Origin of the sequence: Shimia sp. CNT1-13L.2, assembly GCF_024331145.1 — a bacterium.
In the GTDB taxonomy this organism is placed as follows: domain Bacteria; phylum Pseudomonadota; class Alphaproteobacteria; order Rhodobacterales; family Rhodobacteraceae; genus Shimia.
The window spans coordinates 502,497-515,564 of sequence record NZ_JANDJO010000003.1 but is presented as its reverse complement, the minus strand read 5'-3'; the positions used below and the strand labels follow the sequence as shown (position 1 = coordinate 515,564).

Annotated in this window: 9 protein-coding genes and 1 tRNA gene; 3 read left to right on the top strand and 7 right to left on the bottom strand. The window is 61.1% G+C overall.

Annotation, left to right across the window (positions count from 1 at the left end; all coding sequences use genetic code 11):
- Positions 1-81 precede the first annotated feature (81 nt).
- Together NNA36_RS09300 and guaB are read right to left on the bottom strand one after the other, a co-directional pair.
- Complete coding sequence (locus NNA36_RS09300; RefSeq protein ID WP_255106636.1) at positions 82-1,233, bottom strand: RsmB/NOP family class I SAM-dependent RNA methyltransferase; 1,152 nt, start codon at positions 1,231-1,233, stop codon at positions 82-84.
- A complete protein-coding gene (guaB, locus tag NNA36_RS09295; RefSeq protein WP_255106633.1) occupies positions 1,233-2,681 on the bottom strand; it encodes an IMP dehydrogenase in 1,449 nt (482 codons plus the stop codon). The genes NNA36_RS09300 and guaB overlap by 1 nt, the downstream gene beginning before the upstream one ends.
- A 278-nt stretch (positions 2,682-2,959) precedes the next feature.
- Here guaB and NNA36_RS09290 point away from each other — a divergent pair, with 278 nt between their 5' ends.
- On the top strand, positions 2,960-5,011 hold the full coding sequence (locus tag NNA36_RS09290; RefSeq protein ID WP_255106631.1) for an ASKHA domain-containing protein: 2,052 nt from the start codon (positions 2,960-2,962) through the stop codon (positions 5,009-5,011).
- Positions 5,012-5,092: 81 nt separating this feature from the next.
- Positions 5,093-5,166 (top strand) — tRNA-Gly (locus NNA36_RS09285).
- A gap of 8 nt (positions 5,167-5,174) precedes the next feature.
- Here the strand turns inward: NNA36_RS09285 and NNA36_RS09280 are convergent.
- The 4 genes from NNA36_RS09280 to zwf form a co-directional block, all read right to left on the bottom strand.
- Positions 5,175-6,506 carry a calcium-binding protein gene (locus tag NNA36_RS09280; RefSeq protein ID WP_255106628.1) on the bottom strand — a complete coding sequence of 444 codons (1,332 nt, stop codon included), beginning with the start codon at positions 6,504-6,506 and terminating at the stop codon, positions 5,175-5,177.
- Positions 6,507-6,612: 106 nt separating this feature from the next.
- Complete coding sequence (gene pgi, locus NNA36_RS09275; RefSeq protein ID WP_255106626.1) at positions 6,613-8,229, bottom strand: glucose-6-phosphate isomerase; 1,617 nt, start codon at positions 8,227-8,229, stop codon at positions 6,613-6,615.
- 1 nt (position 8,230) lies between these two features.
- Positions 8,231-8,905, bottom strand: a complete 675-nt coding sequence (pgl, locus tag NNA36_RS09270) for a 6-phosphogluconolactonase (RefSeq protein ID WP_255106623.1) — start codon at positions 8,903-8,905, stop codon at positions 8,231-8,233.
- On the bottom strand, positions 8,902-10,347 hold the full coding sequence (zwf, locus tag NNA36_RS09265; protein ID WP_255106621.1) for a glucose-6-phosphate dehydrogenase: 1,446 nt from the start codon (positions 10,345-10,347) through the stop codon (positions 8,902-8,904). The genes pgl and zwf overlap by 4 nt, the downstream gene beginning before the upstream one ends.
- A 173-nt stretch (positions 10,348-10,520) precedes the next feature.
- On the opposite strand from zwf, the gene NNA36_RS09260 reads away from it, so the two are divergent.
- Positions 10,521-11,462 carry a radical SAM protein gene (locus NNA36_RS09260; RefSeq protein ID WP_255106619.1) on the top strand — a complete coding sequence of 314 codons (942 nt, stop codon included), beginning with the start codon at positions 10,521-10,523 and terminating at the stop codon, positions 11,460-11,462.
- 75 nt (positions 11,463-11,537) lie between these two features.
- On the opposite strand, the gene NNA36_RS09255 is transcribed toward NNA36_RS09260, so the two are convergent.
- A complete protein-coding gene (locus NNA36_RS09255) occupies positions 11,538-12,854 on the bottom strand; it encodes a hypothetical protein (protein ID WP_255106617.1) in 1,317 nt (438 codons plus the stop codon).
- Positions 12,855-13,068 lie beyond the last annotated feature (214 nt).

Genomic DNA, 13,068 nt, shown 5'->3' with positions numbered 1-13,068 from the left:
TCCCCGTTGTAAGTCGTTGCTTCTTAACAACGGCTTAAGGAGACACTACCACAGGTTGAGTAAAGTGGCCAAATTTGAGGGTTAGCGCGACAGGATCGTCAGGAAAAAGCCGTCACAGCCGTCCAGAAGTGTCCATTGCTTTTGAAAGGACACAGCCCATTCGGGATTAGCCGCCAGAAAACGGTTCACAACATCGTGGTTTTCAACCCGCAACAGCGAACAGGTGGCATAGGCCAAACGCCCTTCGTTGGCCACATGACGCGCGGCTTCCGAGAGGATATCAAACTGAACCCTGTTCAACTCGTCCAGGTCCTGTTGCTCAAAGCGCCACTTGGCATCCGGTGTCCGGCGCCATGTTCCGCTGCCGGAACAGGGCACGTCGCAGAACACGAGGTCATAAGGCCCCTGCCCCGGAATATCATTCGTCCGCAGCGTGCGCACCTTGGCCCCGGCGCGTTTGGCGCGGTCCGGAAGGTCGCGCATCCGGCCGTGGTTGGCGTCATGGGCAAAGAAACTGCCCTTGCAGCGCCCCGCCATCGCCAGCACCTTGCCGCCACCGCCCGCACAGTAGTCAAGAACCTTGGTGCCATCCTGAAGGTCGAGCGCCTGCACCGCGGCCTGACTCGAGGCGTCCTGCAATTCCACCAGCCCCTCGCGATAGGCGCGGCTGTTGTTGATCTTGCGCTGCCCCTCGGTGACCAGAAGCGCGGTGTCGGAAATCGCGGAGGTCTCGGCAGTGATGCCATCTTCCTGCAGGGCAATAAGGGCCTTTTCAGGTGAGGCTTTGCGCAAATTCACCCGCAGGAAAACCGGCGCACGCGCGCGCATGGCCTGCGCATTGCCTTCAAAATCTGCCCCAAGCGCCTCCTGCATGGGCGGGGCGATCCAATCCGGCAAATCGGGCTGGCCACTGGCCGTGCCTGCCTCAAGTTCGCCCGCCTCCAGAGGGGCCGGCGCATACGGGTGTCCGGTGAAAAGGTCAGAAGGATCAGCACCTTGCGCACGCAGAAGACCGATCATCAGGCGACGGCCCGTCAGGCCGCCCCCAAGCTCGCTTGCCAGGCGGCGCTGGCGCAAGACGTCGTAGACATGGTCACGCACCGCGGCCCGGTCTTTCGACCCCGCGAACCGCGCCCGCCGCGCCCATCCGGTGAGCGCCTTTTCGGCGGGCGTGCCCGCGATGATCTCGTCCAGAAGCTCGATCGCCGTCTGGACCCGCGCCGCAGGTGTCATCAGCCGATCCGGTAGTTCGGGCTCTCGCGGGTGATCTGCACGTCGTGGACGTGGCTTTCCTTGAGGCCCGCACCGGTGATTTTCACGAACTGGCAGTTCTTGCGCATCTCGTCGACCGTGCCGTTGCCGGTGTAGCCCATGGCCGCACGCAGACCGCCCACCAGCTGGTGAATGACCGCGCCAGCGCCGCCTTTGTAGGGCACCTGGCCTTCGATGCCTTCCGGCACCAGCTTGTCGCTGGCCGCGTCCTTCTGGAAGTAACGATCCGCCGAGCCGCGTGCCATGGCGCCAAGCGAGCCCATGCCACGGTAGGATTTGAACGAACGGCCCTGATAGAGGATCACTTCGCCCGGGGACTCATCCGTGCCCGCGATCATCGAGCCGACCATGGCACAGGAGGCCCCTGCCGCAATCGCCTTGGCGAAATCGCCCGAGAACTTGATGCCACCATCGGCAATCACCGGGGTGTCACCGGCTGCTTCGGCACAATCCATGATCGCGCTCAGCTGTGGCACACCAACACCGGCCACCATACGGGTGGTACAGATCGAACCGGGGCCGATCCCCACCTTGACGGCGTCTGCACCGGCATCAATCAGCGCCTTGGTCGCATCCGCAGTGGCCACGTTGCCCGCGATCACCTGAACGGCATTGGACTGTGCCTTGATACGTTTGACCGCCTCGATCACCCCTTCCGAGTGGCCGTGCGCGGTATCGACAACCACGATGTCGACGCCCGCATCAATCAGCAGCTCCGAGCGGGCAAAACCGCTGTCGCCCACCGACGAGGCCGCAGCCACGCGCAGGCGGCCCAGATCGTCCTTGCAGGCGGTCGGGTTCAGCACGGCCTGCTCGGTGTCTTTCAGGGTCAAAAGACCGGTCAGCTTGTTCTCGCCGTCAACCACCAGCAGTTTCTCGATACGACGGGCGCGCATCATGCTTTTGGCTTCGTCCAGATCGGCGGGTTCCTGAAGCATGGCGAGGTCGTTGGTTGTCATCACCACATGAACCGGTGTGTCATCCGAGGTGGCAAAACGCATGTCACGGTTGGTGACGATACCTTCGACGCGGCCCTGCGCATCCACTACCGGGAAGCCGGTAAAGTTGTAGCGTTCCACCAGCGCGCGGGCGTCGGCGATGGTCTGGTCGCGGGTCAGGGTCACCGGATTGTAGACGATGCCGGATTCGAACCGTTTGACGCGGCGCACCTCGCGGGCCTGCTGTTCGGCGTCGAGGTTCTTGTGGATCACCCCCATGCCGCCGGCCTGAGCCATCGCGATCGCCATGCGCGACTCGGTGACCGTGTCCATGGCCGATGACAGGAGCGGGATGTTCAGGTCGATGCTCTTGGTGACACGCGTCCGCGTATCAGCGGTTGTCGGAAGCACATTGGATGCCGCCGGAACCAGAAGAACATCATCGAAGGTAAGCGCCTCACGAATCTTCATCACACATCTCCTAGGGTGACCTCGTTTGGCGCTTCCCTATTGCATGGCTGGGAGGGGTGCGAAACCCCTATTCTGCGGAACTTCCGCCTCTGTGACGCGAAATATACCGCAAAACCCGAAATTCGGCACCAGAGCGACAGATCAGCCAGCAAAATCGCCACAAAAAGAGCAGGATATGCCGCGCTTTTACCTTTCGATGCCGCTCCTTGTCTTTCCAAGCGCGACCAGTCACTTATTCTATACTTCGCGCGAACAAACTTAGACAGGTATCTGGACACATGAGCAGCGATCCTCTCGTGATCTTCACCCCATCCGGCAAACGCGGCAATTTCCCCGTTGGTACGCCGATCCTCACCGCCGCCCGTCAACTGGGTGTTGACCTGGATTCGGTCTGCGGTGGACGTGGCATCTGTTCGAAATGCCAGATCACGCCCTCTTACGGCGAATTTCCCAAACACGGCGTGACCGTCGAAGATGGCGCCCTGTCGGAATGGAACAAGGTCGAGCAACGTTACAAGGACAAGCGCGGCCTGATTGATGGCCGCCGCCTTGGCTGTCAGGCCACCGTTCAGGGCGACATCGTGATCGACGTGCCGCCCGAAAGCCAGGTCCACCGTCAGGTTGTGCGCAAACGCGCCGAGGCCCGTGACATCACCATGAACCCGTCGACCCGCCTGTTCTATGTCGAGGTGGAAGAACCGGACATGCACAAGCCTTCGGGCGATATGGAGCGCCTGATCGAGGCGCTGGAAACTCAGTGGGATCTGAAGGACGTGAAAACCGACCTGCACATCCTGCAACAGATGCAGCCGATCCTGCGCAAGGGCGACTGGAAGGTCACCGTGGCCGTGCACCTTGGTGATGACAGCCACCCGCCCAAGATCATGCACATCTGGCCCGGCTACTACGAGGGTTCGGTCTATGGTCTCGCGGTTGATCTCGGCTCGACCACCATTGCCGCCCACCTGTGCGATCTGAAAACCGGCGAGGTCGTGGCCTCTTCGGGCATCATGAACCCGCAGATCCGCTTTGGCGAAGACCTGATGAGCCGCGTCTCTTATGCGATGATGAACAAGGGGGGCGACCTTGAGATGACCCGCGCCGTGCGCGAGGGCATGAACGCGCTGTTCACCCAGATCGCCGCCGAAGCCGAGATCGACAAGGCGCTGATCGTGGACGCGGTCTTTGTCTGCAACCCGGTCATGCACCACCTGTTCCTTGGCATCGACCCGTTCGAACTGGGCCAGGCGCCCTTTGCGCTGGCCACCTCAAACGCGCTGGCCCTGCGTGCCGTGGAACTCGACCTCAACATCCACCCCGCCGCCCGCGTCTATCTTCTGCCCTGTATCGCCGGCCACGTCGGTGCCGATGCCGCCGCGGTGGCCCTGTCGGAAGCGCCGGACAAGTCCGAAGACCTTGTTCTGGTGGTCGACGTGGGCACCAACGCGGAAATCCTGCTGGGCAACAAGGAAAAGGTTCTGGCCTGTTCCTCGCCCACCGGCCCCGCCTTTGAAGGTGCGCAGATTTCCAGCGGCCAGCGTGCCGCCCCCGGCGCGATCGAGCGTGTGGAAATCGACCCCATCACCAAGGAGCCGCGCTTCCGTGTGATCGGCTCGGATATCTGGTCGGACGAAGAAGGTTTCGACGTCGCGATTGCCACCACCGGCATCACCGGCATCTGCGGATCGGGTATCATCGAGGCCATCGCCGAAATGCGGCTGGCTGGTATCCTTGATGCCTCGGGTTTGATCGGCTCTTCCGAACAGGTCGGCACATCGCGCTGTGTTCAGGACGGGCGTACCAACGCCTATCTGTTGTGGGACGGCTCTGCCGATGGCGGCCCGACCATCACCGTGACCAACCCCGACATCCGCGCCATCCAGATGGCCAAGGCCGCGCTCTATTCCGGTGCGCGTCTGCTGATGGACAAGCTGGAAGTCGACACCGTGGATCGCGTGGTGCTTGCCGGCGCCTTCGGCGCGCATATCTCGGCCAAACACGCTATGGTTCTGGGCATGATCCCCGACTGCGCGCTCGACAAGGTGACTTCGGCCGGCAACGCCGCCGGTACCGGTGCCCGCATCGCGCTTTTGAACACCGAAGCCCGCGGCGAGATCGAGGAAACCGTGCGCCAGATCGAGAAGATCGAAACCGCCGTGGAGCCGCGCTTCCAGGAGCATTTCGTGAACGCCTCGGCGATTCCGAACTCGTCCGATCCCTTCCCGATCCTCGGCACTGTCGTCGACCTGCCGCAAGTGAACTTCAACACCGGCGGCGGAGATGGCACCGGAGAAGACGGCGGCCGCCGCCGTCGCCGTCGTCGCGCCTGATCGCAAGACGATATCCAAAGCAAAAACACCCCCGCCAAGGCTTGACCTTGCGGGGGTGTTTCACTACCCAGAACCCCACGAGCGGGTATGGTGAAAAGGTATCACACGAGCTTCCCAAGCTCTTGTTACGGGTTCGATTCCCGTTACCCGCTCCAGAGCCTCCCTAGAAATCGAAGGTGATGTCGCTCTCGGTCAGCAAGACCCCCTTGAGCGTGACCTGCCCGCCATCATAGGTGACAATCGTATCGGTGCCATTGTCGGTCACCGTCACTTCGTTGGCATTGCTGCCCTTGATGCGGATCTGGTCCTCGGCGGCGTTGAAATCAAAGATCTTGTCAAAGCCGTTGGGGCCACCGTCGGTGAAAACAAAGGTGTCACTCCCCGGACCTCCGAACAGGTCATCGCCGCCCAAGCCGCCTTCGATCACATCGTCTCCGGCACCGCCCTTGAGTGTGTCGCGCGCCAGTCCGCCTTTCAGCACATCGTTGCCTTTGCCCCCTTCCAGAACGTCCGAGCCATTGCCCCCCTTCAGGGTATCCTTGCCAGAGCCGCCCTTGAGCGTATCGTGATGATCGCCGCCATTCAGAACGTCGCTGTGCGCCCCTCCGATGAGAACATCGTTCCCTGCCCCGCCAAACAGCGTGTCCTGTCCGGACTCGCCTTCTAGCCGGTCATTGCCAAGCCCACCACTCAGCGAGTCACCACCGGTGCCACCAAACAACGTATCATTGCCGCGCTCACCGTTCAGGGAATCCCTGCCATCTCCACCGCCAAGGTAATCCGCCCCACGACCACCCAGAATGAAATCATCCCCTGCCCGGCCAAGGATCGTATTGTCCGCAGCATTGCCGATCAGGGTGTCATCCCCGCTGGTACCGTTGATATTCTCGACCTTCTGGATCGTCCCGACCAGCGCAGGCGCACCGCCCGTCGAAATCGTGTTGGCACCAAGGTTCACGTTCAGCGTGTCGTTCAGGAATTTGCCATCCAGCGTATCGAACCCCTTGCCTCCGTCGATCTGATCTGCGCCGCCCCGGTAAAAGATCGTGTCGCGCCCGCCGCCGGTGTTGATGAAGTCGTTGCTTTCGAAATCATCGACGATGTCACGCCCGACATGGCCCAAGACATCGAGAAAGAAGATCGCAGGCAGCAGGAGTTGAAAGAACAGCGCATCCTTGACCGGGTTGGACTTGCCGCTTTGCGACAGGGCCAGCGTGATCGCTGTCTGCATGAGCACAACCGCCGGCAGCAGCAGCGTCGTGGCAATAAATCCCGCGCGTTCAAAGGACATGCTGCCGAAGGTGCCGCTAAAGATGCCCCCGTTCACATCCAGGCCGGTGCCGTTCAAGACAACATTCGTGCCCGAGCCGTTGCTGATGGTCAGTTTCGACCCGTCACTGTTCGGTGTGAAGGTGGAATTGGTGTTGCGCAGGATCTCTGCAAAGTACCGCCAGGTCGACGTGCCCAACGGAAACTGCCGTGTCTCAATCGCCATGACGTCCCCCATTGATTTGCTGTCAATTGGGGAAGTATAGCACAAAACGGACCTAATTTGCGGCAAGCCGCCGCAGGTCCTTGCCTTCGAGCCTCAAACCCGTCGCTTAGCCGCGGACGTTGTGGATGTAGCGCAGCAGTTTGAGGGTCGACCCTTCGGTCTCTTCCGCACGTTCACGGCGGCTCACTGCGGGCATCAATCCATTGGCCAGTTCCTTGCCCAACTCGACGCCCCATTGATCGAAAGGATAAAGCCCGAGGATCGCGCCTTCGACAAACACCCGGTGCTCGTAAAGCGCGATGATCTGGCCCAGAACGTAGGGTGTGAGGCGCGGATAGAGCAAGGTCGTCGACGGGCGGTTGCCGGTAAAGACACGATGCGGCGCGATCTCGTCGATCTTTTCCGCAGACATGCCCTTGTCCTCAAGCTGCCTGCGCGCCTCATCCAGCGTGCGGCCTTTCATCAGGGCTTCGGACTGAGCAAGGCAATTGGCAATCAGCGCCCGGTGATGGTGACCAAGCGAGGGCTCGTGGTTTTCGGCGCCAAGCAGGAACTCGACGGGGATGATGTCCTGCCCCTGGTGGATCAGTTGGAAGAACGCGTGCTGGCCGTTGGTGCCCGGCTCGCCCCAGACAACCGGACCGCCGCCCATGGGCAAGGGTTGGCCATCGGTGCCCACGCCCTTGCCGTTCGATTCCATCTCGAGTTGTTGCAGATAGGCCGGAAGGCGGCGCAGGCGTTGTTCGTAGGGAATGACGGCGCGGGTCGGATAGCCGCAGACCTTCTGGTGCCACAACCCGATCAGGGCCAAAAGCACCGGCAGGTTCTCGTCAAACGGCGCGTCACAAAAGTGCTGGTCCATGGCAAGGCCGCCGCGCAGGAATTCGTCAAACCGCTCGGGCCCGATGGACAGCATCAGCGACAGGCCGATAGGCCCCCAGACCGAGTAGCGCCCACCGATCCAGCTGCCGAAGCCAAAGACGTTCTCGGGCTTGATGCCGAAATCCCGGGTCAGGTCCATCGCCGTTGAAATCGCCACGAACCGGGCCGTCGGATCACCGCCTGCCTCTTCCATCCAACGCAGGGCGGAGCGGGCGTTCATCAGGGTTTCCTGGGTCGTAAAGCTCTTGGAGGCCACCACCACCAGCGTGGTTTCCGGGCGCAGGTGCTTGACCACGTCCACAAGGTCGCCGCCATCGACATTCGACACGAAATGGCAGCGCGGCCCGTCGCCATAGGGGGCCAGCGCCTTGGTGGCCATCGCGGGGCCAAGGTCAGAGCCGCCAATACCGATATTGACCACGTCGGTGATCTGCACGCCCCCTGCCGGATAGTCCCCAGCCCGCACCGCGCGCGCGAAGCGCGCCATGCGGCGATGGGTCTGGCGAATCTCGGCAATCACGTCATGGCCATCAACCATGATCTCGCCATCCTGGGCATCGCCGACAATGGCCCGCGCGGCGGTATGCAGGACCGCGCGATCCTCGGTGACGTTGATCTTGTCGCCGCGAAACATCGCCTCGCGTTTGTTCGCGACGCCTGCTTCTTCGGCCAGCGCAACAAGCGCCTTCAGGATGTCAGCGTCGAGATTGGTCTTGGAAAAGTCGAATAAAAGCCCGTCGTGATGCCGTGAAAATGTTTCGGCGCGGGCGCTGTCTTCAAATAGGTCAACAATAGAACGCGCCGCGGTTGCGGCGTGCAAGTCTTTCAATTCATTCCACATACTAACTCTTTGCCCAATGTACGGTCGCGCCGCTCAGCACTCTCCTAACGGGGGCCTGCGCTGCCGTCAAATGACGTGACTGTTTCAATGCGTCGCGCTTGTCCTCTCCGGTGATGACAAGGTGCTTTGAGACGGCACCGCCCAAAATGCGGGCAGAAAGGGTAATCCGGGTATCGGGCAGGTCATCGCGGCGGATCGGCACGAGGATCGGCGCGTGGCTGTCCAGCGCGGTTTCAAGCCCGTCCGCGCCGGGGAACATCGAGGCGGTGTGCATATCCGCCCCCATCCCGATCAGTGCGACGGCAATCGGCAACTCCGGTGTCAGCATCGACTCAAGTTCCGGCAACACCTCTTCCGGTGAATGTGCAGGTGTGTAAAGCGGGATGAAACGGGCCGCAGCGGCGCGGTTAACCAAAAGACGTTCCTTGATCATGCGCGCGTTGGAGCGTTCGTGATCTTCCGGCACCCAGCGTTCATCGGTGGGCACCACATCGACCCGGCTCCAGTCGATGTCAGCGGCACAGAGATCGTCGAAAATCGGCCCCGGCGTCGACCCTCCGGGCACCGCAAACAGCACGCGGTCTTCGTGGTGCAGCGCCTCGGACAATTCGTCGGCCAGAATATTGGCGAGATCGATCGCCATCATGTCCGCGTCTACGTATTCCTGCAAATTCAACGTCGTATTCCTCGCCAGTCCCGGCCGTCCCGGCGCACCATTTGCAGTGCGCCATCCGGTCCGGTGGTAAATGCGTCATAGGGTTTGGGAACGTCACCGCGCGCCTCCCAGCCCTGAATGATCGGGTCTGTCCACGCCCAGGCCGCCTCCACCTCGTCATTGCGCATGAACAGGGTCTGGTTGCCACGGATCACGTCGATAATCAAACGCTCATATGCGTCGGGACTGTCGGCTTCCGGCCCCAGCGCCTCGGCGAAACTCATGTCGAGCGGCACGTCGATCAGGCGCATTCCGCCCGGTCCCGGCTCCTTGATGGTCACGTCAAGGGTGATCCCTTCATCCGGCTGCAACTGGATGGTCAACTCATTGTTGTGACGCCCCGCTTCCGGCCCGAAAATCGAGTGCGGCGCATCCTTGAACACCACCGTGATCTCGGAACTGCGGGTGGCAAGACGCTTGCCGGTGCGCAAATAGAACGGCGTTCCCGCCCAACGCCAGTTGCTGATGTGACACTTGAGGGCAATGAAACTCTCGGTCTTTGACCGCGCATTCTCGACATCTTCCCGGAAGCTAAGAACCCCGTCCGATGCAGTGTACTGACCGCGCTGGATATGGTGCGGCTCGACCGGGTCCAACGCACGGATCACCTTGAGCTTTTCATCCCGCACCGAATCCGGCTCGAATTTGGCGGGCGGCTCCATCGCGATCAGGCACAGAAGCTGCATCATGTGGTTCTGCATCATGTCGCGCATCGCGCCCGCACGTTCGTAATAGGCCCCGCGACCGCCCACCCCGACGGTTTCCGCCACAGTGATCTGGATGTGGTCGATATACTGCGAGTTCCAGAGCGGTTCGAACAGCATGTTCCCGAACCGGACAGCCATCAGGTTCTGAACGGTTTCCTTCCCAAGGTAATGGTCGATCCGGTAAATCTGACGTTCTTCGAAATGGCAGGCCAACTCGCGGTTCAGCGCACGCGCGGTCTCAAGGTCATGACCAAAGGGTTTCTCGACCACGATACGGCTTTGATCGTCCGACAGGTTCCACTTCTGCAACCCCTGTGCAAGATCGCCGAAAAGGCTTGGCCCCACCGAGAAATAGAACGCCCGCACCCGGCCCGGCACCATCTTCTGCGCAAGATCGGCCCAACCCGTGTCACCACGCGCATCCAGCGTCACGTAATCCAGACGGTCAAGAAACCCGTCCAGCTGAGTGCTGCCATCGACATTGGCGAATTCTTCGAGGGCCTCGCGCACGAAGGCCTGATAGGCGGCGCGGCCCATATCGGAACGGGCTGCCCCGATCAGGCGGGACTGTCCGGGCATCTGACCGGCGCAAAAACGCTTGTATAGCGCCGGCAGAATCTTGCGGCGGGACAGGTCCCCGGTGCCGCCAAAGACAACCAGGTCAAACTCATCTACGGGCACGCTGCGCGGCGTCATGGTTTTCTCGCATTCCTCGGGATCGTCATCACGCCATCAAATCAGGCACGCCCCGTCTTGGACAACTCTATCAAACCTGTTCTGCATCACAACTGTGTCACTGATGTGGAAAGAGGTTTTCCCGAACCTCAGGTTTTTGCTAGCACGGTCTCACCAAAGACGAAGGCAGAGTGATGAAAGATCAGGTAAACGCAGGAAAATTCTCGGACCCCTATCTGACGGCCAAGGGCGAAACCCGTGCGCATGTATCGTTGGAAAACCCCGAAACCCTGTGGTTCAACACCGGGACGCTCTGCAATATCGAATGTGAAAACTGCTATATCCTGTCGTCGCCCACCAATGACGCGCTGGTCTATATGACCGCGGATGAAGTCAGCGACTACCTTGACCAGTTGGAAGAGCGGCGCTGGAACGTGCGCGAAATCGGCTTTACCGGCGGCGAACCCTTCATGAACCCGCAGATGATCGAGATGACCCGCCGCGCGCTGGAAAGGGGTTACGAGGTTCTGATCCTCACCAACGCCATGTTGCCGATGATGCGCAAATCCGTGCGCGAGGGGCTTCTTGAGCTGCACAAGGCCTACGCCGACAAGCTGACCCTGCGAATTTCTGTCGACCATTGGGGCGCGGAGCTGCACGACAAGGAACGCGGCAAGGGATCGTTTGAAAAGACGCTGACCGGAATGCGCTGGCTGCGTGACAACGGTTTCCGCATGGCGGTTGCGGGTCGCACCGTCTGGGGCGAAAGCGACGCTGAATCCCGCGCCGGCTACAGCGCATTGTATGAACGCGAGGGCTTTGCCATCGACGCGATGAACCCCGGCCAGACCGTTCTGTTCCCGGAAATGGACGAAATGGCCGAAGTACCGGAAATCACCACCGCCTGCTGGGGCATCCTGAACAAGGCCCCAACCGAGGTCATGTGCTCGAACTCGCGCATGGTGGTGAAACACAAGGGCGCCGACAGCCCGTCGGTCATTGCCTGCACCCTCCTGCCCTATGAGGCCGAGTTCGATATGGGCACCACCCTGGCCGAGGCCGAGGCAGACGTGCGTCTGAACCACCCGCACTGCGCCAAGTTCTGTGTTCTGGGCGGGGCAAGCTGCTCGGCCTGAACCACGACGCCTGAACCATGAAAAAACGCCCCCGCATCACTGCGAGGGCGTTTTGTTTTTTGGTTATGGCCGACTTCAGCCGTTGGTCTTGATCAGCTGCTGTGCCACGAGATCGTGGTCAAGCCACAGGACCGGGCCATTCGGCGCGCTGGCCTCGTTGAAGATCAGCGAACCGGTGGCATCCAGAACCAGCTGGCTCAGGAGATCACTCACCAGTTCCTTGCGGTTCTTGTGCAGCGCCACGATGTCCTGCGAGGTGCCGACGGTCTTTTCAACCTGCTCGGCGCTGTTCGGCATCGGCCAGGCCTCGAAGTCCGAAAACGCCTGCATCACCTCATCCTGCTGGTAGTCGCCGACCATCTTCAGAACCGACTCGAGCGAAACATCATCTTTCAGAAGCTCCTGGCAGGCCTGCCACTGTGCATCCACCCATGCGCCGCCCCCTTCTTTCTTGAGCGCCGACAGCAGCGGCACCAACGAAAGCTCGATCCCGGCGAACACGTCGGACGAGTTGGTGCGGATTTCGGGGCAGTTGAAGACGGTGGCCTTGATACCCTTGTCCCATGCCGCCTGCGCGTGCTCTTCAAGGCGCATCTTGGCATAGCCCTGGGTATAGTTGGTGTAGGTCTGCCAGGCATAGTCATCGCCGATCAGGACGCGGGTGCCGTGGTAGCCGTAAGCCGTATAGCGCACCTGCCCACCCGAAGCTTCGATCCGGTCGCGGATCGCGCCCGAGGCGTCCAGAAGGTGACCAAAGGTATGGGCGGTCACCTCATCAAAGTTCTGCAGGATCAGCTTGCCAAGATCGCTGTCAACCAGCGCCTGCGACGGCATGTAACGCGCACCACGACCTTTGTAGATGCGGTTGGCGATTGCCATGAACACCTTGGCACGCGGAATGCCGCCCGCCATCGTGTGCGCGAAATAGACGTTCTTGCCATCGGGCAGCAGCGCGTCCAGTTGCGTCATGACCTCGGCCAGCGCGGTCTTGAACCGGTCAACGCCAAGCGCGTGGCAGCGATCGATCAGGTCCCAGTCGAGCTTGTGTTCCTGCCAGCCGTCGATGGTCATTTCGCCAACGAGATCGGTTGGAGTCTTCTCGCCTTCCGGCGCGTCCATGTCGAAACCGGCCATCAGCGGCACGTTGATGATCTTGCCGCCAAGGTTGGCTTCGGCTGCGGCCAGTTCTTCGTCGGTCAGCGCCCGCAGCGCCCCTGCGTCATCGCGGCGGCCGACGGTAATGCCGACCACGTTCATGCCGGCCGCCTTGGCCGACTCGATCAGGCCGGTGGCATAGCCACGGCCGAACAGTTCCCCAAACAGGACAAAAGTATCACCCGCCCCAAACAGGGTGTTCTCGGGAATGGAAGTCAAAGGAATGGAAGTCTTCATCTCGGCTATCTTCGTTGCCTTAAGTTTTGATACGTCTTCCTACGCCTTACCCCATGCGAACGGGAATATCACCCGTGTGGGTGATGTTTTCGGGATTTTTTTGCACTCTGCCCGTGGTGGTGATGCAGAGACATGCTCCGGCTTGGGCTTGGGGCGTGGCCACGACTGTCGCCGTTCCCTGTTTCAAAGTCTGGTGGCGTACTCTCTGTTCATC

What these genes read in the sequence shown, in the direction of transcription:
- NNA36_RS09260 (WP_255106619.1), top strand. Translation starts at nt 10,521, where the DNA reads ATGAAAGATCAGGTAAACGCAGGAAAATTCTCGGACCCCTATCTGACG.
- NNA36_RS09255 (WP_255106617.1), bottom strand. Translation starts at nt 12,854, where the DNA reads ATGAAGACTTCCATTCCTTTGACTTCCATTCCCGAGAACACCCTGTTT.
- guaB (WP_255106633.1), bottom strand. Translation starts at nt 2,681, where the DNA reads ATGAAGATTCGTGAGGCGCTTACCTTCGATGATGTTCTTCTGGTTCCG.
- NNA36_RS09290 (WP_255106631.1), top strand. Translation starts at nt 2,960, where the DNA reads ATGAGCAGCGATCCTCTCGTGATCTTCACCCCATCCGGCAAACGCGGC.
- NNA36_RS09280 (WP_255106628.1), bottom strand. Translation starts at nt 6,506, where the DNA reads ATGGCGATTGAGACACGGCAGTTTCCGTTGGGCACGTCGACCTGGCGG.
- zwf (WP_255106621.1), bottom strand. Translation starts at nt 10,347, where the DNA reads ATGACGCCGCGCAGCGTGCCCGTAGATGAGTTTGACCTGGTTGTCTTT.
- pgi (WP_255106626.1), bottom strand. Translation starts at nt 8,229, where the DNA reads ATGTGGAATGAATTGAAAGACTTGCACGCCGCAACCGCGGCGCGTTCT.
- NNA36_RS09300 (WP_255106636.1), bottom strand. Translation starts at nt 1,233, where the DNA reads ATGACACCTGCGGCGCGGGTCCAGACGGCGATCGAGCTTCTGGACGAG.